This is a genomic window from Mucilaginibacter sp. Mucisp86, from assembly GCF_047324315.1.
GTDB lineage: Bacteria > Bacteroidota > Bacteroidia > Sphingobacteriales > Sphingobacteriaceae > Mucilaginibacter.
Genome location: NZ_CP168503.1, coordinates 231,967 through 255,929 on the forward strand (window position 1 = coordinate 231,967; position 23,963 = coordinate 255,929).

A 23,963-nucleotide genomic window follows, 5' to 3' on the forward strand; every position below is an offset into this window, starting at 1 on the left:
GGTGTATTAAGAAAGGATTTTCATATTAATAAGATAGGAATAAGGATTTATGAAGAAATGTATTTTTAGTAGACATTTCACCGCTTAATGTTAAATATTCCTTAATTCTTTTAACATTCATACAATTTGGCATACGCCTAACCTAACCAACTCAAAACCAAACAATAACAAAAAAGAGCCGAAATCTTTCTGATCAGATTCCGGCTCTTTTCTTTATAGTTTACACAGACTTTCGCCAGGATTAATTACAACCTGAAATTAAGCGATATATAAGGATACCAGCCCTCGCTTGAATGGCCTGCCAGTATTTGCAATACCGTTAAACTTGCAGGTGCAAAATATAAGCCACCGCCGGTACCTGTGTGCCATTTATCCGAGTGTTCGTCATCAATCCAAACGCGGCCCGCGTCATAAAAGCCTACCAAACCTAACTGTCCCGGTATAATGTAGCTCGCAATATCTGCAAGTTTAATCCGTCCCTGAAAATTGTTAAACACCATGTGCTTACCTGCAAAACGGTTTTGCAGGTAACCAAGCAGGTTACCCTGCCCGCCTAAAAACATTGACTGGTAAAAAGCAGGTTTACCAAAACTTACACCGCCGCCAACACGATCAGATAATACAATAGCACCTCCCGGGGTTAGCTTTTGATAATAAGTAAACTCAGGCCTGATCTGTACAAACGATTTTGAATAACTGTTAAGCCCTTCATACCCTTGTACCGTTACTGTAAAATAGTATCCTTTTGTAGGCAGGATATTATTATCGCGCTGGTTTGTAGTATAGTTTATCAACGCACCAAGATGCGCTTTATCTTTTCCAACCGTTAAGCTATCGTAAGATTTGATGAGCGATGTTTGATTGATGAACCGCCCTGTATTTTGTGCAAGATCAAGGTGATAAAACTGAAACGAAGGACCAACGCTGATATTACTATTTTTGCCTGTATGCCAGCGTAAAGCCGGATCAAACTGATAGATATCATACCGGGTACGATAGTAAGTACGATAGCCCGGAAATTTATTTAAAGGACTTTCATTGCCCAAACCGAAAAAGTTCACAGTATTATCCGGCGACTGGATGTTGGCCTGCATAATAAAATCGGCTTTGCCGATGGCATCTATCCACTCGCCCCTGTATTTGATCCTGAAAGCATCCGTAGCAAATGAATGGGTTATCATTACCTGCTGTAATGTTGAATAAGGCAACTTCCTGAACCCGTCATGACCGGTATATTGAAAACCCAGGCCAAGTAAAAAGCCATCGTCCTTATTTAATGCAGCAGTGGCAAGCGGCATCCACACATTATATACGTTAGTTGGTAAAAACCGGGTATTTGAGGTATCGTTTGAAAGATGTTTATTTAGTTGGCCAACATTGCCGGTAAAATTGGTGCTATCCCGCCGTCCGTAAAATTTGATTGTTTGTGCCGACTGCTTAATTTCAACAGTTTTACTGCCTGCACTATCAATCAGCCTTAACTTAATAGGCGAATTAGCATTATCAATAACGATGCGGTCGTCCCCGGCAGAAACATACAATCTTATTTCTTTGGTAATTTCCGGCTTGTATACCATATCCATAAACTGATCTTTGGTTTCGCCATCTTTATTCAGTTTATTAATTGTTATACGCATAGCGTTGTCCGGGGCGTCGGCAACGGTGATCAGCTCGCTTTTATCGGTAGCACGGATATCCACTATCCTATTCGCAAATTTATAATACTCGCTCATTGCTGCCGGTATATTATCCCGGCGTTGTTTTAATATGGCAAGCAACTCGTTATGCCTCAATTTATAGCTTTCTGCAGGCAGGCGTTTTAAACCCTCTTCAAGTACGGCGTCAGTTTCGGCTTTAACAAACTCGTTGGCAATCTGCATCCATCGTTCGTAGCTTATTTGCGCATCCGGATACTGTTTCATGAACCTTGTTTTGAACAGCGAATACTTTACATGCGGAATATCCCCGGTAAAATCTTCAAGTAAAGGATCTATCCATGGTAACGCAGCAATACTCGGAAACAGGCCCTGTGTAACATGAAATACCTGGTCACGATCACGCGGTACGGCGGTATAGGTTTTTCCTTTACCATTTTTAGTATCAGCCCAGCGCCACTGATCTTCATGCCTGTCCCAATCGCCCATCAATAAATCGAGCATCCGGGCGCGTAAAAAGCCTTCCCCATCTACCCTGTTGTCATAACTTCTTAGTAATTGCCCCTCCATTTTAAGAGTATTATCTGATGAACCGGAAGGCTCCCTCTCCTCTATCAAACATACGGTACCAACAAATACCTTGCTATATTGTCCAAGCGCCGGATCTTCGGCCACAACACCTATAATGGGGTTAGCATGTGCCACACGCGCAGCTTCGGCAAGGGGCGGCACAATCAAAGCCGAATATGGGTGCTGACCGCTAAACTCGTCGCCAATCCAATCAACGGCAAAGGTACCCTGCAAATTTTCGGGTAATAGCTTATCCGGCGTTTTTTCAACGCTGCGCAATACCCACTCGCGGCCGGTTTTATCTTCCAAACGCAACGACTTTGATTCCAAACCACCACCTTGTTTAATAGGTGATAGTCCGCCATTTATTTGCGATAATTTTATAACCGGAAGCTTCACTTTCATGGCCCAGTCCTTACGATAATTTTCGCCGAACAGCCAACGGTGAATCCCGCTTACATCATCATATGAAGCATGAACACTTACAACGGTGCTGTCCGGAAATTTTTGCCAGGCCGACGGCGCTATAGCCTGGGCATTAACATACACTGCCGAACCTGTAAGAAATAAAAAAGCAAGTATCTTTTTTGTCATGAGGTAATGTGTTTAAGATGTAGGGACTTAAAATACAATAAACTAAGTGGCTTACAAGAGGCATACCAAACACACAAATATCTAAAATACAGACACTTAATAAAAATCAACACAAAAACAAATGGCGATATATCGTTATTTGTTAAAAGATGATTCTGAATATCACAATAACATAGTTGCAATTGTAATTGCCTTTAAAGCTCTTGCACAGGTATAAAAATAATCAATCTGCAATTATTTTACATATCAAGCCGGCGGTTATGTTATTACCTTGCTGATATTGACCGATAAACATTTTGTGGTAAACAGTTGCGATATGGTAAATTTCATTAGTTTTATGATTGTATGACCCGCAACGATAAATCGCCACACATCCTTAATGCAGCATCAAACTTACTGGGCCTATGCTTTGTGGTGCTCACTTCATTAAAATTCCTGAAACTTTCCGAACGCACCTATATTGACGAAACAGTAACCATAGCGCTTGTTTTCTTTATGCTGAGCTGTATACTTTCGTTTCTTTCCATCAGGGGTAATATAAAACCTGGTGGCCGGTCAGAAACAGTGGCTGATTATCTTTTCCTGGGTGGGATGATCGTGCTATTTGTTACTGCTATACTGATCTTGTTCAAAATAATGGTTTAGTTTACCTGCTTAAATTGTAAGCGGATGTAAAAATTTTATCACGAGATTTGTAGCACCAACAAACACAACTTACCATGTCAGGTATTGGCCCTATCCCGCCCGAACAACTGGAACAAGCTGGTAAAGCTGCAATTGCAGGCGATGTTTTGAAGCTTGAAATGCTTCTTAAAACTTATGGCCTGCATCCTAAAATACTTGAAAAATATACAGGGGCGGGTTTAAATCCTGAAGACAACAATCTGATAAATACCCGGCGTATTATAGCCCACACCCATCACTTTAACCTTTGGGAGGAATACGAAAACTTTAACATCAGTTTAAATGAGGAAAATTCTGCAATAGCGTTATTTGAGGCCGCTGCAGACGCCATAGCAGATGGCAATGCCAACTTGCTTAAAAACCTGCTTAGGCAAAATCCTGCTTTGATTGATATGCGTTCTTTACGTAATCATCGTTCAACCCTTTTAATTTATGTTGGCGCTAACGGCATTGAAAATTTTCGGCAAAAAACGCCAGCTAATGCCGTTGAAATTGCAGAAATTCTGCTGAATGCAGGTGCTGAAGTAAACGCAGTGGGATTAATGTACCGGGGTAGTACTACTTTAGGTTTGGTTGCAACCAGCGTTCACCCCGTAATTACAGGCGTGCAGAAGCAACTGATGGAAATACTCATTAACCATGGGGCCGATCCCAATATTGCTGTTGCGCCCGATTATACCGAAGGTTCGCTTATTGTTGCATGCCTTGCCAACGGGCGGGGCGAACCAGGGAAATACCTGGCCAATCATGGTGCAAAAGTCAATCTCGAAGCAGCTTGCGGCATAGGCGATCTGGATAAGGTAAAAACCTATTTTAACGATGACGGCGTACTCGTCGATAGCAGTTTAGATTCTGAAAGAGACGCAGGTATGATTTGGGCTTGCGAATACGGTCATTTAGATGTGGTTAAATATTTGCTGGCACGGGGCACCCCGGTTGGTATTCACTCGGGAGGGATGACACCGTTACATGGCGCAGTGCTCGGCGGATATTTGGATATTGTTGAGTTTTTACTATCTCAGCATGCTCCTCTCGAAGTAAAAAATGATTATGACGGAACTATATTGGGGCAAGCTCTTTGGTGCGGTTATAATAATCCTAAACCCCAAACGCTGGCTATTATTGAAAAACTAATCAAGTCCGGTGCCCATATTGAATACGACTGGCAACGATATATCGATGATCTCCGCGGGCGGCTTGCGTGAAACCTGTTACTTATGGTGTATTAATAGCAGGTACGGCATGCGTCTTCAACCCTAAATGCTCTTGCCAATCTGTTACGAAAAAAAGCGCTTAATATAACAATCCCGAATGGAGAAAACGCTTTGTAAGAAAAATTTTGCAATAGTATAAATTGATTGTAACTTGTATTTCAATTAACCTTGGCTGCATTTTACGTTTTTTTAGTTTTATCTCCTGCACTATAACACTCTGTTTAAGGCAATTAACAGAGCGCGACGTTTGTTAATAAATAATTTACTGAAAATTACGGCTTAACGATTTGATAACTTTGGGTTTTCATTATTTAAAAACTACCCTCCTACATTTATCAAATCATAAGTTTTAGCCGGATATGGCAACTTCTTATTTAAATTCTGAATTAGGATTTTGTAAAGAATTGCCCATGCAATATTTTGATTTTTGATATGATAACTACTCAACCTAACAATATTACTGTGCCATCCGGCCAATTTCTTTTCACGACGATTAACTACAGAATCTTTACAAAATCGGTCTATACCTTAATGCCTTTCACAAACAAAATTTCGGGAATTAAAGCTAATTGAAATAAAAGGATGAAGAAAATATTATTCATTACCGGTTCAATTAACCAAACCACTCAAATGCACCAGATAGCTAATGAGCTGCCTGAGTTTGACTGCTGGTTTAGCCAGTTGTTTACTGATAACACTACCTTAAATACCATTATTAATAAAACTACCCTGCTCAGTGGCACTGTACTCTCTACCAAATTCAGGCTCATTTCTGAAGAGTATCTTCAAAAACATGCTTTGCAAATTGATTTCAGGGCACAGAAAAACAAATATGACCTTGTTGTATTTTGTACCGATTTGATTGTGCCCCCGCGCATGCGTAACATTAAAACCATTTGGGTGCAGGAAGGTATGATTGATCGTTACACTCCCTGGAGCAGTGTTGTTAAAGGCCTAAAGCTTCCCCCTACGCTATGCGGCAATACTTCACTAAACGGATCGTCAAACATCTGTGATGTTTACTGTGCGGCATCGGCAGGTTACAAACAGTACTTTATGGGCAAAGGCACCGCCGAAAGCAAAATTGTTGTAACCGGCATGCCAAATTATGATAACCTGGTTCAACACGTAAACAATGATTTTCCGCATCATAACTATGTAATGGTAGCCACCACAGATATGCGCGAAACATTCCGCATTGAAAACAGGATTGCCTTTATTAAAAAAGCAGTAAAAATTGCCAATGGACGTCCATTACTCTTTAAGCTTCACCCTAATGAGAATGTAGAGCGTGCTGAAAAAGAGATCTATGCCAATACACCGGCCGGTACATTGGTATACAGTAAAGGCAATACCAACCACATGATAGCCAACTGCTGTGAGCTCATTACCCAATACTCAACGGTAGTTTATACAGGTATTGCGCTGGGCAAAAAGGTTCATTCGCTTTTTGATGTCAATGAGCTTAGAAGGCTTGCACCTATACAAAACGATGGGGCTTCGGCGAGAAATATCGCTGCCATTTGCCGCGGTTTTTTAAACCACAGCGGCGATAAAAAAAGCTTTGACCCGCACTTGGCTATGGATAAATACCAGCTTAAGCCAGACGTCCAATTAACCGAAGAACTAATAGCTAACTGGTAATCATTTACCGTGAAACAGAAAATCTTAATAGTAGTACAGGCCCGCATGGCTTCGAGCCGTTTACCGGGTAAAGTAATGCTGCCTATTTTGGGTAAAAGCCTGCTGGCAAGGATGATTGAACGGCTTAAGATGATCAGCCATGAGGCTGAAGTGATCATTGCCACATCCGAAACGCCTGATGATGATATCATCATCAATGAGGCTATTAACATAGGGATCCCTTATTATCGCGGCAGTCTGAATAACCTGCTCGACAGGCATTACCAGGCATCAAAGCTTCATCATGCGGATATTGTATTAAAGATCCCATCTGATTGCCCGCTTATCGATCCGCGTATTGTTGATCATGTATTGGATTACTTTTTTGCCAACCAAAACAACTTTGATTTTGTAAGCAACCTGCACCCGGCAACTTATCCCGATGGCAACGACGTGGAGATCATGACCATGGAATGTTTGACCAAAGCATGGGAAGGTGCAACACGCGAACTGGAACTGGAGCATACCACTCCTTATATCTGGGAAAATCCACAATTGTTCAGGATTGGCAATGTAACCTGGCCTGCCGGTTTAGATTATTCCATGTCACATCGTTTTACGATCGACTACGCGGAAGATTATTATTTCATAGAGCGTGTATTCCGCGAGTTATATACAGATAACAATCATTTCTCGTGCGATGATATCCTTAACCTGCTAACTCAAAAACCCGAGATCTATAACATCAATGCACAATATGCCGGGGTAAACTGGTACAGGCACCATGTAGATGAATTAAAAACCATTACCTCCGCCCAAACCAAACAGGCACCCACAAAAAACTTACAGGAATTATAACAAGCGAATGATAACAGTGGAGAACAACAATTACCAGGAATTAACAGACACCGCTCTGAAGGTACGGGAGCACATCATCCGCATGTCTACCGATGGCGGGTGTTTTACAGGTGCATCGCTATCGGCGGTGGATCTGATTGTTTATTTATATAGTCGCTTTTTGAACATCAATAAGGATAATCTTGATGATCCAAACCGCGATTACCTTTTTCTGTCAAAAGGCCATGATGTACCTGCCTTGTACGGCACCTTTGCCGAACTGGGTTTATTGGAAAAAGAACGTTTAAAAAACCACCTGCTGCTTAACGATCATATTTACTGGCACCCCAATACAAAAATTCCGGGTATCGAGTTTCATTCAGGCTCATTAGGTCATTTGCCATCGGTAGCCATTGGAGTGGCTATGGACTTGAAGATCAGCGGCAGCACCAACAAAGTGATTTGTATTTTGGGTGATGGCGAATTGAACGAAGGTACTTGCTGGGAAGCTATGCTGGTGGCCAATGCTTATAAACTGGATAACCTGCTGTTTGTAGTTGACCGCAACCATTTCCAGGCTAATATGCGTACGGAAGACCTGATTCCGCTGGAGCCGCTTGCCGATAAGTTTGAGGCTTTTGGCGCGGCGGTTAAAAGAATAAACGGCCACAGTTTTGCTGAGCTTGACGAAGCTTTCGGCGCCTTCCCTTTCCAGGCCGGAAAACTGAATGTAATTATTGCCGATACCGTGCGAGGTAAAGGCCTGCCAAGCATACAGGAACGCGCCGACAGGTGGTTCTGCAATTTCAATGCAGACGAAATCCAGCAACTTTTACTGGAGCTGCATGGCCAGCACAATACAACATTAACATCAGAAACTTTAGTGGTGCGATAAGATGAGTTACGAAGAACTTTTAACCCAAACAGCGCTTGCCAACGAGCAGGTGATTGTAATGACTGCCGAAAACCGCGCGCTGGTACGCAACCTGCCCGGCATATTAGGCAAACGCTTTATTGATACAGGCATTACCGAGCAAACCATGATCGGCGCAGCGGCAGGACTTGCCCTGCGTGGCCGTACGCCTGTTGTGCATGCGCTCGCTGCTTTTTTAACCATGCGCGCGTTTGAGTTTGTACGCACCGATGTTGGTATAGCCAATTTGCCGGTTAAGCTTAGCTCGTTCATCCCCGGTTTTTTATCAGACGGTAACGGGCCAACCCATCAGGCTATTGAGGATATCTCGATCATGAGAGGTATCCCCAATGTAACAGTATTTGCCCCGGCCGATGAGGATGACCTGGTAAAAATGCTACCCCAGATCTGGGAAAGTAAAAACCCTGCCTATACCCGCATCAATACCCGTAAGACCACTTATATCCACGAGCCTTTTACCATAGGTAAAGCCGAAGTAATAACAGAAGGCAGCGATGTAACCATCTTAACCTATGGTTTGCTGTTTGAGCAGGCACTGATTGCCGTTGAAATGCTGAAAAGCGAAGGCCTTTCTGTTGGTTTGATCAACATGCGCAGCCTTAAGCCGGTTGATGAGCAAGCCATACTGAAAGCATCGGCACAAAGCAAGCTGGTAGTTACGCTTGAAGACCATTTTTTAACCGGAGGTCTTTACACCATCGTGGCCGAAGTTTTATTAAAACACCGCACAACCGCCAATGTATTGCCTATGGCTTTGAACGAAAAATGGTTCAGGCCGGCACTGCTTCCTTCGGTATTGGAGCACGAGGGTTTTACCGGTAAACAAATTGCCGAAAAAATACTGGGCTACCAAACTGCCCACAACCAACCACAAATTTTAACACCTGAATTTTCAGAATAAAAATATTGATCATGGCTAATAAAATAGACCTTAACAACGATTATCCAAACATTACCGAGTCAGATAAATTATACGAACGTGCTTTAAAAGTTCAAAAACCGGTTACCCAAACCCTTGCCAAAGGTCCGGGGCAATTTACCAAAGGCATAGCGCCAAAATACCTTGTAAAAGGTAAAGGATCGCATGTGTGGGACGTTGACGGTAACGAATACATCGATTTAAACTCGGCCATAGGCCCAATTTCGTTGGGTTACGCCTACCCGGCCATTGATGAAGCTATCCGTCAGCAATTAAATGATGGTATTACTTTTTCCCTGATGCATCCTTTAGAGGTTGAACTTTCAGAACTGGTACAACAGGTTGTGCCTAATGCAGAAGCGGTAAAGATCTCAAAAACCGGTGCAGATGTTTGTTCGGCAGCTATCCGCGTAGCACGTGCCTTCACCGGCAGGGATAAAGTATTTTGCTGTGGCTACCACGGCTGGCATGATTGGTATATTGGCATCACCAGCCGTAACTCAGGCGTGCCTGAAGCTATCCAGGACCTTACCTATACTTTTGAATATAACGACATTGAATCAGTAAAAGCTGCTCTGGATGAAACTGTTGCTGCCCTGATATTGGAGCCCTTCATTTTTGAAGCGCCAAAACCGGGTTACCTGCAGGAATTGGCCGAGGTATGTAAAGCCAACGGCACCCTGCTCATTTTTGATGAAATGTGGACCGGTTTCCGCATAGCAGTGGGCGGTGCGCAGGAGTATTTCAATGTTAAAGCCGATCTGGCCGTATTTTCAAAAGCATGTGCCAACGGTATGCCTATAGCATTATTAACTGGCCGTGCAGATATAATGGAGCTGTTCAATTCAGAAGTATTCAGCTATACCACATTTGGCGGCGAGGCTTTATCATTAGCAGCCTGCATCGCTACCATCAATGAACTTCGTGATAAAAAGGTACCGCAATATCTTGACGAACATGGCGCTTTATTAAAAAATGGCTACAACAGTCTTGCCATTGAATTAGGCGTTGACAAATACACACGTTGCGTTGGTTTTAACTGCCGCAGCATGGTAACCTTTACTCCCGATGCCGGCAACGGACTGGAAGTAAAAACCTTCATACAACAGGAAATGATAAAACGCGGAGTACTTTGGGCGGGTTTCCACAATATGTGCTACAGCCATACCACCGAGGATATCGACTACATCCTCGCAGCTTACCGCGATGTATTGCCATTGCTAAAAGCAGCCATCGAAAGCGGCAATATCAAAGATCAGCTAAAAGGCGAAGTGTTAGAGGCCGTTTTCCGTAAGGTGAGCAATTATAACATCAAACCTAAAAGTATAGCCTGATCATGGACCTGTTTTCATTAAAAGGGAAAACTGCGGTAGTAACGGGTGCTTTAGGCCTCATCGGCCGTAAACATTGCGAAGCCCTTGCAGCAGCAGGCGCAAACGTAGTAGTAGCCGATATAAACGCCGAAGAAACCAGGGCATTTGCCGCCCAATTGGGTGATAACCATTTGGGTTTGGGCGTTGATGTAACCAGCAAAGACTCATTAATTACCGCACTCAATGCAGTGCTTGATAAATATGATTCGGTTGATGTATTGGTAAACAACGCCGCCATTAACGATAAATTTGAAAACCCGGCCATGGCCAAAGAGCTATCTGCGTTTGAAAACTATCCGTTAGAAGCTTTTCAGCAATCGCTTAACGTAAATATTACCGGGGTGTTCTTATGCTCGCAGGTATTTGGTACGCAGATGGCCTTGCACCGCAGCGGCAGTATCATCAATATAGCATCAACCTATGGAATGGTTGGGCCTGATCAAAGCATTTACCGCGATTCGCGCGGGCAGCAAACTTTTTACAAGTCGGCAGCCTACCCGGTTACTAAGGGTGCTATTATCAATTTCACCCGCTTTTTGGCCGCCTATTGGGGGCATACCGGTGTACGGGTAAACACCCTTTCTCCCGGCGGTGTTGAGGCAGGGCAAAGCGAAGATTTTATTGGCAACTATTCAGCAAAAACTTTATTAGGGCGTATGGCCCAGGCGTCAGACTATCAGGGCGCACTTATATTTCTGGCCAGCGAGGCATCGGCATACATGACCGGCGCTAACCTGGTTGTTGACGGAGGATGGACAGCTATTTAATTTAAACCAACTATTATGAACGAGATTTTGAAACAAAAAGCGGCTGGCATTAAACTATTGCTAACCGACAACGATGGGGTTTTAACAGATGCCGGAGTATACTACAATCAAGACGGCGAGCTTTTAAAAAAATTCAGCATGCGCGATGGTATGGGGGTTGAGCGCCTTCGCAAATTTGCTGGTGTAAATACAGGTATTATCACCGGCGAAAACTCGCCTTCATTAATTAAAAGAGCTGAAAAATTACAGATCACCGAACTTCATTTAGGTATAAAAGATAAGGCAACTATTTTCAAAGAAATCTGCAACCGCTTAAATCTGCAGCCAAACGAAGTTGCTTTTATCGGCGATGACTATAACGACCTGGAAGTAATGAAACTGGCCGGTCTTACTGCATCTCCTGCCGATGCTTTGCCACATGTTAAAGCACAGGTTGATTTTGTAAGTTCATTAAATGGCGGCGATGGCTGCTTCCGTGAATTTGCAGAGATGATCATCGAGGCTAAAAGCGATAAATATCTGTCGGGAACAAGAAATGGAAGCATCACGCTACAAAACGGCCGCGTAATTGGTAAAGGACAGCCAAGCTATATCATTGCCGAAATTGGTATTAACCATAACGGTTCACTTGAAATTTGCAAAAAATTAATTGATGAGGCCGTGGCTGCTAAAGCTGATGCCGTTAAATTCCAAAAACGCACACCGGAAATTTGCGTACCGCGCGATCAGTGGGAAATTATGCGCGATACCCCGTGGGGCCGCATCACTTATATCGACTACAAACGTAAAACTGAATTTGGTATAGCCGAATATGCAACCATCGACCAATACTGTAAAAAAGTAGGTATCGATTGGTTTGTATCTGCCTGGGATGCACCATCTGTTGATTTTATGGAGCAGTTTGATACCATCCTCTATAAATTAGCATCAGCATCATTAACTGATTTCGCTTTGATTCAGCGTATACTGGAAACCGGTAAGCCGTTAATGCTTTCAACCGGCATGTCAACAATGAAAGAGATCGAAACAACCATGGATTATATCAATGCCTTTGACGAAAACTATCCATTGTTTATCGCCCATTCAACTTCGGCTTACCCATGCCCTCCGCACGAGCTTAACCTTAAAATGATCCAGACCCTGGAAAATAAATATCCGGGCATCCCTATCGGTTATTCGGGCCACGAAACAGGTTTGGCAACTACCGTAGGTGCTGTGGCTATGGGCGCAACCTTTGTTGAGCGTCACTTTACGCTTGACCGTGCCATGTGGGGATCTGATCATGCGGCATCTGTTGAGCCGCAAGGCCTGCAACGTTTGGTACGCGATATCAGGGATGTTGAAACCGCAACAGGTGATGGTGAAAAACGTGTTTACGAATCAGAACTTGCGCCGATGAAGCGTTTGAGGGTAAACATCAGCGACGAATACAAAGAAAAACCAAGCGTTAAATAATGATGTCTCCGGAAAAACTAACTACCATAATTACGTCCATTATCCTTTTTTGCTGGATAGGATTTGTCATAGCCTGGGAAAGGATTTCACCTTACAGAAAAGGTTTGAAGTTTTTCAGGGAAGGCTTTTGGATTGATTTAGTGTGGTATACACTGATACAAAGCTACTTTTTGAAGATCCTCATTTTCGACTATATCATTAAACCCTTAGAGGCGCATTTTGATCTGTCGCATCTGCATTTAATAAGTAACTGGCCTGTTGTATTGCAAGTGTTGTTTTTCCTGTTTACGCATGACCTTTATATTTACTTGTTTCACCGCTTTCAGCATTCCAATAAATTTTTCTGGCGAATTCATGAGGCGCACCATTCTGGTAAGGAGGTTGACTTTCTGGCCGGTTCGCGTTCGCACATCATGGAAATCGTCATCAATCAAACTATTGAGTTTGCACCTATCATTTTGTTAGGTGCAGACCCAATAGTTATACCGATAAAGGCTATGTTAGATGCCATGTTTGGCATGTTTATACACGGCAATATCAAGGTAAACATGGGCAAGCTTAAATACATCATTAACTCGCCACAATTGCATTTATGGCATCACGCCAATTACCAGGAAGTTTTTCACGCCAATTTTGCGACGAAATTCTCATTTTGGGATTACCTGTTCGGTACGGTTTATGATCCGGGTCACACACCTGGCAACAAACCCGAAAACTGGGGCCTTTACTATGATTACCCAAAAGATTACTTTTTACAGCATGCCTTTAGCGTAAAACGCTTTGACGAAAAAAAACTGCTCAAATACCGATGGTTTAACTGGTATTATAACCTACGGCCACGATTTATGGATTGGCTGCAAAAAGTTACTCCGGCTAAAATAAATAAGACACATCAATTGGAGACTGAGGTGCAACCCGTTACTTTAGTAACCGAACAAGAAAACGTACTACAACAAAACTGATAACATATTGGCCTGGTTTTATATTTTAATCGCAGCCGCATTTGAAGCGGCCTGGACATTCTCGCTAAAATTCATGAAATTCAGCGATTTGAAGGCACTCCGTCTTAATTCTGTTTTAAGTCTGCAACATGGCCTGCCGGTATGGTTACCTTTTGTAGGTTATATTATATTTGGTATTGGTAATATCTATTTCTTTTCGCTGGCTATAAAACTGATACCAACAGCAGTAGCATATGCTGTTTGGACGGCTGTAACACTCATTCTGATTAAATTGGTAGAGGTTTCGTTTTTAAACCAGCGCCTCTCCTATATGGAAATATTTTTCATGCTACTGATCATGACCGGTGTTTTGGGCTTAAAATTTTATGGTCCGGAAGTGAAATAAGAATGGCTGTTATCTGCCTAAAGCTTCCTTTCTTAGTTTAGCCTTCAAACCATCAAACCGTACCCAGTAAAGGTGGCAATCCTTTTCGCTGGTGCCTTTGGTATAAATGAGGTATTTACCATCGGGAGTAACGTATTCGCCCCAGCGGTGTGCATCACCATCGTTAATCAACGGGCCCAGATTCAGCGGTGTTGTCCAGCTGTGATCGGACTTACGGAAAGTGATCCCGAGCTCACACTCATAATCCGGCTTTTCCTTATAACTGATAATCATATATGACTCATCAGGCGCCACATAAAAATCGCCATCGAATGCAGGCGTATTGATAACCGGGCCAAGGCTTTTAATAACAGTATCCGTCTTGGAAATGGTAAGCGTGCAAAAATCGTAAGTACTATAATCTTTTACATTTCCCGCATTAGCATTGCTGCCAACATAAAAAGTTCCGCTGTTGGTCGGCATAAACTCATACAGGCCGTAATTCTTTGCCAGGAAAACCACCGGATTTGTCCAGCCTGTTTTATTGCGATGCGATATAAAGACATAAGAGTGTTTACCATCGCCCCTCCCCGCAAAGTACATGCTTTTCCCATTGATAGAAAAAGTTGGCGTAAAGTAATCGTAATTAAGTACAAAAGGACCACGCCACCTATCACCGTCATATTTAAAATAACGGAGCCTGCTTCCTTTTGAGTTAAACCAATGCATGGAGTTTCCATAATAAAACTCCTTGCCATCTGCTGAGAAAGCCGACCTGCCCATAGCTATGCCGCTATCGGGCACTAACATCTGTGGTGCGAAAACACGCGGGGTATCATTGGGCCGCCGCTGCCCAAGATAAGCTTTCTTGCTGTTGAAAAAGTTGCTTTGAGCGCTAACACTGCTATAAAAACAGCACAACACAAGCATAAAAATCAAACTCCTCATAATAACTTGGTTAAGTTTATTTTATTGAATTTATGATCTGCAAAACAAAATTAGCGGTGGTAACTACAAACACTGGTTCAAACCCGTTCAAGTTTGTTTCAATTAAAATCAAACCGGTTGTATGTACCATATTCCTCCAGATTGCCCTCGTACATTAGTGTAAATCAAAATAAAAACACTTATGAAAAAGACCTTTTTACTAACCATCACCACCGCCCTGCTTGGCAGCGGCGCTATGGTAAATGCAGTCGGCAGTTTAGAAGTGCCAGCCGCTGTAAAGCAAAGCCTTGCCAAAAAGTACCCCAATGCAACCAAAGTAACCTGGGAAAAAGAGAAAGGAAATTTTGAAGCCAACTGGGGAGGCAAATCTGGCGAGGGTACTTCGGTGACTTTTACCCCGAAAGGCGAATTTGTGGAAGAAGTGGACGCCATACCGGTTAACCAGCTGCCATCTGCTGTTTTTGAATATGTTAAAACAAATTATAAAGGCGCAAAGATCAAGGAAGCAGGTCGTGTAACCGATGCTACAGGCAAAAAGATGTTTGAGGCGGAAATAAAAGGGAAAGACCTGTTATTTGATGAAAAGGGGAAATTTCTTAAAGTAGATTGAATAGGCACGTCACAATGCTGTTAACCTTAAAATAATACATTCTTCAGAGACAATTCAAATTTAATTTGTACGTTTAGGAAAAAAGAAAGCATATTCCCGGCGTACACCCGGAAATATGCATAAAACTGAACCCTTTTGTTTTTTTAATCTACCACAATTTGCTATCTTCTTTTGAGATTTCTTGCCGTACATCAGGTTCATTAAGACGGCTATTCCCATATATTTTAACTCTACTTTTTATAATCCCGCTCTGTGGCATGGCGCAGCAGCCTGATAGTGTAAAAAAAACATCGGCACAAATAATAACAACTATCCGCGGACAGGTGGTGGATGATGTTTCCGGGCAACCACTTCCGGGTATTAACGTCAAAGTTGTTGGCGGCAGGTATGGAACCATTGCAGACCCCGATGGAAAATTTGAGTTAAACGCTCCGGGGGCTTTTACGCATGTTACCTTCTCTTACATTGGCTATCAAACCCTTACCAAAGTGATCAAACCCGGACAGGTTAATGTTTTGCATATAAGATTACACGGCAGTCAAACCCAGTTAAAAGAAGTCACCGTAGTTGCCGGAAAAAAACAACGTTACCGCAATAAAGGAAATCCCGCAGTTGAGCTCATTCAGCAGGTTATTGACCATAAAAAGCAAAACCGGATGGAAAGCGCTGATTACCTGCAATACGACCAGTATGAACGGATTAATTTGTCATTTATTGATGTTCCGGCTAAACTGATGAACAGCCGTTATTTTAAAATGTACCAGTTCATGCTTGATACGGTAAAAGATAACGGGCAAACCCAGGTGCTACTCCCCACCTATCTCAGCGAAAAACAGTACCAAAATTACTACCGCAAAGATCCTGCTAAGTCCATCCGCATATTAAAAGCTCAAAAGGAGGCTAACATACTTAAGTTTATTGATACAGCAGGCCTGGATATTTATATGAACCGCCTTTACGGTAATGTAATTGATATTTATGATAACAATGTTTTTATCATCACCAACCAGTTCCTGAGCCCTATTGCCGATCACTCTCCCAATTATTACAAATTTTTCATTACCGATACCATACAAACAGGCAAAGAAAAACTGATTGAACTAAGCTTTACACCACGCACCAAAGGCGATTTGCTTTTTGAAGGTAAACTGCTTGTAAGTATGACCGGCAACTATGCTGTGCGAGGCTGTGAGCTTGATGTAAACAAGCAAATCAACATCAATTTCATGCGAACGCTCAAGATCACGCTTGATTTTGAGCAGAACCCTAACGGCCGGTATTTTTTAAGTAAAAGCGATGTTAAAGCCGACTTCGGCATTTTGAAAAACAAAGGGCTTGGATTAATGGGAGAGCGAACAGTAATATTTTCCAACTACATAACGGACAAACCGCTTCCAGCCACATTTTATGAAGGTAAAGAATTGCAGATAGCTCCTGACGCAGACAAACCCGACACCTCATACTGGGCTCGTAACCGGCCGGATACGCTGTCCGATCATCAGTCAAAGATGTACCCGCGCATCTCCAGGTTAGAAAAAATGCCGCAATTTAAACGGGCAACCTGGTTTGCAGCTACTTTTACAGGCGGTTATGCTAAAGCGGGGCCTGTGTTGATTGGCCCGATCGGAACAATTTACTCACGTGACAGCCAGGAAGGATCACGGTTTCAGATTGGCGGGCGCACCAATCCCGAGTTAAGCAAATCAATTTATTTTGAGGGTTTTGGCGCTTATGGTACGCGCGACAAGGCTTATAAATATAATATCGCAACTTTCTACTCATTTAATAAAACACCTTTTTACCGCTACCCCAACGATTACCTTAAGGCCAGCTATTTAAATGATGTCGACGTACCGGGAAGAGATCTTTCAACCATCAACCAGCAGGCTGCGCTTTCATCGTTTTCGACAGGAAAAACAATCTACTGGCTTTACAGCAAGATCGCTAAAATTGAATATGTAAAGGATTTTGAAAACCATTTTTCGTTCGATCTCGCATTCAGAAACTGGAACCAGCGACCTGCGGCCTCTCTGCTATTTCAATACAATAACGACGCCAATACATTGATGCACGACCTAACCACCAGTGAGCTCAACCTCGCCTTCAGGTATGCACCGCATGAGCAAATCTTACAGGGAACAGTATACCGCCGCACCGTCTACAGCAAATATCCGATCATGAATTTGCAGATCAATCATGGCTTTAAAGGCTTGTTTAACGGTGCTTATGATTTCACGAGTGTTAAAGCAAGCATCTTCAGGCGCTTCTACCTATCTCAGCTTGGTTATACTGATATTACTGTGCTCGGAAATTATTTAGTAGGTAAAGTGCCTTTCCCGCTCCTGAACATCGCCCCGGCAAATCAATCGCTGGCTTATGACGAGGATGCCTATAACCAACAAACCTATCTTGAGTTTGTAAGTGACCATTATGCCGGTATCAACTTAACTCATAGTTTCAGCGGTTTTTTACTGAATAAAATCCCGTTGATAAAACACCTGAAATGGAGAGAGTTTCTGTCGGCCAAAGTGCTATTCGGCGGCTTGCGTAACGAAAACAATCCACTCTATTCACCTAATTTGTTCCGGTTCCCGGTAGGTGGCAACGGAGCAAATGGCACTTATGCTTTAGGCACTAAACCTTATATAGAAGCCGGAGTAGGTGTAGGTAATATCTTTAAGTTTTTGCGGATAGACGGGATCAAAAGGTTTAACTATCTTGACCACCCGGGAGCCGCGGAATATGGTGTTAAATTTAGCTTCGCCCCGGATTTTTAAAGGAAAAATTAAATATTATAAGTATTCATTGCCGTTGACTAAAGTCAACGGAATAATCGTAAAACAAGGAGGCTTTAGCCAAAATACCACCTGAATAGTTCGGCTAAAGCCAGCTCTTACTATTTACTTTACCGTTGACTAAAACCAACGGCAATGAAACCTTTATTTTCAAACTATACCATTTACTACTACAACCGGGACTTATATAATCGCATTTAAAAATTACAATCTTTTCCAGGATCGATATTTTCCTTGTCGCGCGAAAGAACAGCTTCACCATTCTTGAAATTAACAATCCAGATACTGTCATAATCGTCATCAGGCCATTTCAGGTTATCCTGTTTTACACCTAATGATCGTACAATTGGTGCTATACCGCCATGTTCCCATACCACCAATATTACACCGGTGCGGCTTTTTAAATCGGCAGCCAAGCCTAAAGAGTCCTTTTCTGTACGGGAGCTATTTACCGTTAAATTGAACTTAGCTGCAAGCGGCACAATAGTTTGAAACATCCTGGAATGTTTGGTAGCTTCACCCAACCCTAAGCCAGGCACAAATATCTTATCAGGAACACCAAATTTTGCTGTTAGTACAACCGGTAATTTTAGCGATCTGTTTATCCCCTGGCAGTTCAGATTATCACCTTTAACCGGCTTCTCGGCGTGACGGATAAATACAATTTTTAAATCAGCAGATTGAGCCTTAACCGACAGCATAGCTAATGGAGATATGATAGATAAAAATAGGATACAAATGACTTTTTTCATTTTGTAATTGAGTTTATAAAAAAGGATGAGGCTGTATCATAAGTCAATTGCCCCCTCGGTGTTGTGTTACATATGAATTGAAATTTAGCCGATGATATTTATACAAAAGTGGGCAAGCATGCTTTTTGAAGAAAACACAACCAACTAACTGATTATTAGATACATAATTAAATATCTATACAAAAAAAGGGGGTTAACACTTTTTTTGAGAAAATCGAACTCAATAAACTGATTATCAATTACATAATTAAATGTTAACCCTAAATTATGTTAACCCTGTTAACCCCCATTTTGTTAGTAAATTCAACCCGGAATTATATATCGCTTAAGTATCTGAATAAGTCAAAAAATGAGGCTGATCATGATTTATGATACAGCCTCATCCTTGGGCAAATAGTTACTAATATTAATGCTGATTTCCGGAACCGTTTAACTGGTATGCGCCCAAATCGGCACCCGGTAATGTAGCCTCTGATAAACCATAGATCTTATCCAGCGGTACTGTAATAGATGGCTTAATAGTAGTATTGCCCTTACCAATCAACGGCGAGCTGGCCAGCAAATGGAAATTGAAGTTCCCGATAGCGCTGTATTGGTACAATGGGTGGCCAACAGTAGGAAGCGGGAAGTTCAGGAACATCGGGTTATTCTTCTGTACAACATCACTACCATCATAAATAGATCCTAAAGTATAATTTGAAGGCAGGTATTTTGCAGATGTTGTGATTGAAGGGATATCCGTGCTTTGCGGCTGCGTGATATAACCGGTTGGGTAAAACTGGTTGGCTACACTTAATGAATCGGCCCATTGATAGTTATTACCGTATGAAAGGTGGGCAACATCGGCAACCGGGCTGCCTACCACACGATAGCCAAACTTACAGTTAATAGCTACGTTGTTATAATACATACCCGCTGCACCTTCTTCAAAGTTAATACAACCACCACGACCGCTTTGCACCTGGCGATAACCACCGCTAACAAAGGTGTTATTATACATAACGATATTAGTTTGCGGAGCACCGGTAGCCTGACCTTTGTTTGATGCCTTTTGTCCGTTGGTTGCAGTACCGATAAACATATTGTAGGCCATGGTACCAACAGTACCGCCCTTGGCATTTAGACAATCACCTCCGCTAACACCGTTTTTTTCAAAAGTATTTCTGAAGATTGCAATTTTACCGGCCGAGATCCGGATCGGGTCATCCACCCCACCGTACAACCAGGAATCTTCCATGATAAAGTTTCCGTTATAGTTGGCAAATAAAATACTGTATTGATTGCCTGTACCTGAGCCTGCAATGGTTGATGTAGCTTTCCCCTCGGTTAAACCGGCGTATTCCACGTGTGTCCACCTCAATACTAACAATTTACAGGTAGGGCCGCCTATAATACCTTTCCACTTACCTGCATATGCCGGGTCGGCGGCGGCAGTAAGGCCACCCGGGGCATCATTTTTTACAATACCCGGAACGGTGATCCAGTTAGGCTGATTTTTTGAACCGTTACTTACCAGGGTACCAAGTGCTATAAGGCTGCTTCCGGCGCCCATGTTCAATGTGACCCCTGGCTGCATTAGCAACGTATCAGTTGGATTAATTACCAAATCGCAACCATCTTCAACAGAATAGGTCTTACCACTAAGCATAGTACCTTTTACCGGGATTACTGTTGAACCGCTTGAGCTGCATGAAAGCGGCGCCTTATCACTTACCGGGTTAGCTGCCGGCGGCGTATAGCTGTAAATGTCCATGTGCTCACCTTTCCATTTCTGGCAACCGGAAAATGCCGCTGCCATTAGGATACAAATAACTGGGATTATATATTTTTTCATCGTTGCTTTTATTATAATTTATACCTGAAACCACCAAGGAATAGTGTTTTGTAATAGTCGCTTTGTACAAGCGTTTGACCTGCAATGTCTTGTTTGCCTAAAAACTCCTGCTGTTTTGCATCAAGACTACCATGCGGGTATTTCAAATAGATTTTGCTGGCCGCGTTGGTGATATTATTAACCTTGCCATAGAAAGAAAACCTTTTGGCAATCGTTTTTTCGAAAGAAAAATCCAGCTGATTGTAGGCATGCTGATAAAAGTCGAGATTATAATATGGAGATACCTGCGCCAAACGTTCGCCGGTGTATACAAATGCCAGCTGCATATCCAAACCTAACTTCGCGCTTTTGTACAGTACAGATGCGTTCCCCACATGGTCGGCCTGACCTTGCAGCGGACGTGTTTCATTCACATTGGTTTGCTGTAAACCTAAAGTAGGATCATTTGAGTAAAGCAATTTGTTAGTGGTAATCCTTGAGTGAGTATAAGTGTAGTTAACTGAAAAACCTATCACACCAAAGAATTTAGTGGCCAAAGCTTCAAAACCATAGTTGGTAGCATTGCCCGGATCATTTTGAGGTTTAATAACCTGCGAGCTCGGGCCACCATCACGAACAACGAAATACTCAATAGGATTATAGATCTTTTTGTAAAAAGAACCTAACAACAACTGGTCGGCACCGCCAGGGAAAAACTCATAACGTACGTCGTAGTTATCGGCTGTGATGTGTTTTAAGTAAGGGTTACCTACCTGGTCAAAATATTCGCCTGTAACTTTATATGGCACCTGCTCGCCAAAACCCGGGCGGCTGATTGCCGCATAGTACGATGCACGGATATTTTGATTATCTGTTAATTGATACTTTAAATGGATACTTGGTAATACATCTGTGTATTTAATATTACCGCTTCTTTGTGTAACTGTTTCCGGCGATTGGGTAGCATAAGTTAAATCGGTATTTTCAATACGTACACCGCCTAACACCTGTAGTTTCGGGAACAGATCAAACTTAACCTGTAAATATTCCGCGTTATCATTTTCTCTTACATGATAGTTGTTTTGCAGATCAGGGTTATTAGCACCGATACCATCCGCTACCGAATTGAACGCAAAAGGAATAGAATTGAAATTGTTGTTGAATAAGGTTGATTTACCACCGGTTAATGAATAGGTGATATAATCAGCATCCCTCACTTTGTGGCGATATAAACCACCTGCAGAAAATTCAACATTTTTACCGGCGATTTTGGGGGTATAGATCAGGTTGGCATATCCGGAAAGGTCTTTATCCCTGTTATTTTCCCAATGATGATCTAACTGTGTATTGTTATCAACTTCGGCAGTAACTGCTCCCGAATTATTCAGGGTTTTATTGGCGTCATAGAAAAACTCAGTTCTATCCGGCTGGTGCCTGGTAGCTTCAGAATATACTCCATCCCAGTTTAAACGCCACTCGTTGCCAAGCCAGTGATCGCCATGCAAGGTTGAGTTATAGATACTTTGCTTAGTTAGCATACTTCTGTTTGAGATGGTGATCTGCTTGCTTAATCCGGTTGAGTTTAAACCCAAACCAAGGGTATCAGAAGTAAAACGCGATTCAAATTCGCTTTGATGAATATAAAGGTTGTATAACGAGATCTTATTGTTGTTATTAATCGCGTAATCTATCTTATTATGAATACCTACGCGTTCTGTTTGGGTTGAATAGGTGCGGTCGTACGCATCAGAAAACTGTGGTGAGTTTGGCAGCGGGATAGCTGATGGCTGCGCGTTTGGTGTAAGCTGCTTTGAGTTAGAGCCACGGTATATATTCTGATAGCTTGCAGATACGATAACGCCTAATTTTTTATCCAAGAACCTGTCGCCAATAGTGATACCGGCGGTTGAGCTAAAAGGAGTTGAGATATTTTTATCGCTTGTGAGCGCTTTATTGCTGAAATCGGCATAGGTAGCTGCATAGCTGTTGCCGTTAATTGCCGCCGGAGATTTGCTGTTAGGAGATGCGCTAAAACCAACAAATGGCCTGTTTGATGAAAACAGGGTAGAAAAGCCACCCGATACGTTAGCGCTGAAAGTAAACTGGCTTGGAGCACTTTTCATTACCAGGTTCATCACACCGCCTATGGCATCACCTTCCATATTGGGAGTAAGCGCTTTGATCACTTCAAGTCTTTCCAGCATTTCTGAAGGGAATATATCCATAGGTACAAATCGGTATTGGGCATCAGGGCTTGGTATTTTAATACCATTTACCAATGTTGAGTTGTAACGCTGGTCCATACCCCTAATGATAGCGTAACGGCCTTCGCCGCTTGCCGAACGCTGGATGGTTACACCGCTAACACGCTGCAAAGCGTTAGCCACCGTAACATCGGGTAATAACTTAATAGTATTTGCCGAAAGTACGTTGATAACCATCGGTGCATTTTTTTCAATACCACGTACAGCCCCATCAGACTCTTTGTTTGCCTGGGCTTTAACCTGTATTTCGGTCATCTGCATATCGGCATCCTGCAAGGCTACGTTTACCGTAATGACATCGCTGGCTGATGTAATATTACCCTCTTTAATTTTAGAAGGGCCGTAACCAACATAATTTACCTGTAATTTGTAAGGTCCATTCTTTAAATTTTTGAAACTATAAGAACCATTAAGATTAACCGCAACAAATTTGCTAAGCCCATCCTGGGTTAAATGTACTGTTGCACCGGTAAGGGGTTCGCCGGTTTTGGCATCGGTTACCTTTCCCTTTATGGTTTGCGCCGAGGCTGCAAAGGAAAATAGCAGGCATACCGAAAATAAGAGTAACAGCCTGTTAAGAAAGTAAGAGTGTTTCATGAACAACGGGTTTAATTTTCCGCAAAGAAACCCGCTGAAAACTGGAGAAAAATTGAATAAAGACGCCTAAAAATAATACATAACCAAAACTTAACATACACTTAACAACCCGGCGATTAAAGCGCTTTAAAACCCATCTTATATTAAAATAGGATTGTCAACCACAGTCGGCAAATATTGGTTATTATGTTTACAGCTTACCATTTGATAAGCTGTAAACGTAAATTGAAAAA

The 23,963-nt window shown here is 42.4% G+C and carries 18 protein-coding genes; 13 read left to right on the plus strand and 5 right to left on the minus strand.

Features of this window, described 5'->3' with window-relative positions:
* Positions 1 to 245 precede the first annotated feature (245 nt).
* Positions 246 to 2,819 carry a BamA/TamA family outer membrane protein gene (locus ACEN9X_RS00905; protein ID WP_413668613.1) on the minus strand — a complete coding sequence of 858 codons (2,574 nt, stop codon included), beginning with the start codon at positions 2,817 to 2,819 and terminating at the stop codon, positions 246 to 248.
* 345 nt (positions 2,820 to 3,164) lie between these two features.
* Between ACEN9X_RS00905 and ACEN9X_RS00910 the strand changes: the two genes are divergently transcribed.
* From ACEN9X_RS00910 to ACEN9X_RS00960, 11 genes are all read left to right on the plus strand, one after another.
* The gene (locus ACEN9X_RS00910) at positions 3,165 to 3,464 is read left to right on the plus strand and encodes a hypothetical protein (RefSeq protein ID WP_413668614.1); all 300 of its coding nucleotides are present in this window, start codon (positions 3,165 to 3,167) and stop codon (positions 3,462 to 3,464) included.
* Positions 3,465 to 3,538: 74 nt separating this feature from the next.
* Positions 3,539 to 4,708, plus strand: coding sequence for an ankyrin repeat domain-containing protein (locus ACEN9X_RS00915; RefSeq protein WP_413668615.1), 1,170 nt, complete (start codon positions 3,539 to 3,541; stop codon positions 4,706 to 4,708).
* 591 nt (positions 4,709 to 5,299) lie between these two features.
* On the plus strand, positions 5,300 to 6,361 hold the full coding sequence (locus ACEN9X_RS00920; protein WP_413668616.1) for a hypothetical protein: 1,062 nt from the start codon (positions 5,300 to 5,302) through the stop codon (positions 6,359 to 6,361).
* 9 nt (positions 6,362 to 6,370) lie between these two features.
* The gene (locus ACEN9X_RS00925) at positions 6,371 to 7,198 is read left to right on the plus strand and encodes a cytidylyltransferase domain-containing protein (RefSeq protein WP_413668617.1); all 828 of its coding nucleotides are present in this window, start codon (positions 6,371 to 6,373) and stop codon (positions 7,196 to 7,198) included.
* 7 nt (positions 7,199 to 7,205) lie between these two features.
* Positions 7,206 to 8,072, plus strand: a complete 867-nt coding sequence (locus tag ACEN9X_RS00930; RefSeq protein ID WP_413668618.1) for a transketolase — start codon at positions 7,206 to 7,208, stop codon at positions 8,070 to 8,072.
* Between the two features lies 1 nt (position 8,073).
* On the plus strand, positions 8,074 to 9,012 hold the full coding sequence (locus ACEN9X_RS00935) for a transketolase family protein (RefSeq protein WP_413668619.1): 939 nt from the start codon (positions 8,074 to 8,076) through the stop codon (positions 9,010 to 9,012).
* Between the two features lie 11 nt (positions 9,013 to 9,023).
* Positions 9,024 to 10,364 (plus strand): aminotransferase class III-fold pyridoxal phosphate-dependent enzyme, encoded by a 1,341-nt coding sequence (locus ACEN9X_RS00940; RefSeq protein ID WP_413668620.1) that lies wholly within the window; start codon positions 9,024 to 9,026, stop codon positions 10,362 to 10,364.
* A 2-nt stretch (positions 10,365 to 10,366) separates the two neighbouring features.
* Complete coding sequence (locus ACEN9X_RS00945) at positions 10,367 to 11,170, plus strand: SDR family oxidoreductase (RefSeq protein ID WP_413668621.1); 804 nt, start codon at positions 10,367 to 10,369, stop codon at positions 11,168 to 11,170.
* 15 nt (positions 11,171 to 11,185) lie between these two features.
* On the plus strand, positions 11,186 to 12,625 hold the full coding sequence (locus ACEN9X_RS00950; protein WP_413668622.1) for an N-acetylneuraminate synthase family protein: 1,440 nt from the start codon (positions 11,186 to 11,188) through the stop codon (positions 12,623 to 12,625).
* Complete coding sequence (locus tag ACEN9X_RS00955) at positions 12,625 to 13,587, plus strand: sterol desaturase family protein (protein ID WP_413668623.1); 963 nt, start codon at positions 12,625 to 12,627, stop codon at positions 13,585 to 13,587. The genes ACEN9X_RS00950 and ACEN9X_RS00955 overlap by 1 nt, the downstream gene beginning before the upstream one ends.
* A gap of 7 nt (positions 13,588 to 13,594) precedes the next feature.
* On the plus strand, positions 13,595 to 13,972 hold the full coding sequence (locus tag ACEN9X_RS00960) for a DMT family transporter (protein ID WP_413668624.1): 378 nt from the start codon (positions 13,595 to 13,597) through the stop codon (positions 13,970 to 13,972).
* Between the two features lie 9 nt (positions 13,973 to 13,981).
* On the opposite strand, the gene ACEN9X_RS00965 is transcribed toward ACEN9X_RS00960, so the two are convergent.
* The gene (locus tag ACEN9X_RS00965) at positions 13,982 to 14,899 is read right to left on the minus strand and encodes a hypothetical protein (RefSeq protein WP_413668625.1); all 918 of its coding nucleotides are present in this window, start codon (positions 14,897 to 14,899) and stop codon (positions 13,982 to 13,984) included.
* 181 nt (positions 14,900 to 15,080) lie between these two features.
* On the opposite strand from ACEN9X_RS00965, the gene ACEN9X_RS00970 reads away from it, so the two are divergent.
* Positions 15,081 to 15,509: a PepSY-like domain-containing protein gene (locus tag ACEN9X_RS00970; protein WP_413668626.1), complete on the plus strand. Its 429-nt coding sequence runs from the start codon at positions 15,081 to 15,083 to the stop codon at positions 15,507 to 15,509.
* A 257-nt stretch (positions 15,510 to 15,766) separates the two neighbouring features.
* The gene (locus ACEN9X_RS00975) at positions 15,767 to 18,286 is read left to right on the plus strand and encodes a DUF5686 family protein (RefSeq protein ID WP_413668627.1); all 2,520 of its coding nucleotides are present in this window, start codon (positions 15,767 to 15,769) and stop codon (positions 18,284 to 18,286) included.
* 215 nt (positions 18,287 to 18,501) lie between these two features.
* Here the strand turns inward: ACEN9X_RS00975 and ACEN9X_RS00980 are convergent, their stop codons facing one another.
* The 3 genes from ACEN9X_RS00980 to ACEN9X_RS00990 form a co-directional block, all read right to left on the minus strand.
* Entirely contained in the window at positions 18,502 to 19,056 is a 555-nt protein-coding gene (locus ACEN9X_RS00980) for a histidine phosphatase family protein (protein ID WP_413668628.1), read from the minus strand.
* A 406-nt stretch (positions 19,057 to 19,462) separates the two neighbouring features.
* Complete coding sequence (locus tag ACEN9X_RS00985; protein WP_413668629.1) at positions 19,463 to 20,890, minus strand: hypothetical protein; 1,428 nt, start codon at positions 20,888 to 20,890, stop codon at positions 19,463 to 19,465.
* An 11-nt stretch (positions 20,891 to 20,901) separates the two neighbouring features.
* Positions 20,902 to 23,730, minus strand: coding sequence for a TonB-dependent receptor domain-containing protein (locus tag ACEN9X_RS00990; protein WP_413668630.1), 2,829 nt, complete (start codon positions 23,728 to 23,730; stop codon positions 20,902 to 20,904).
* Positions 23,731 to 23,963: the final 233 nt, after the last annotated feature.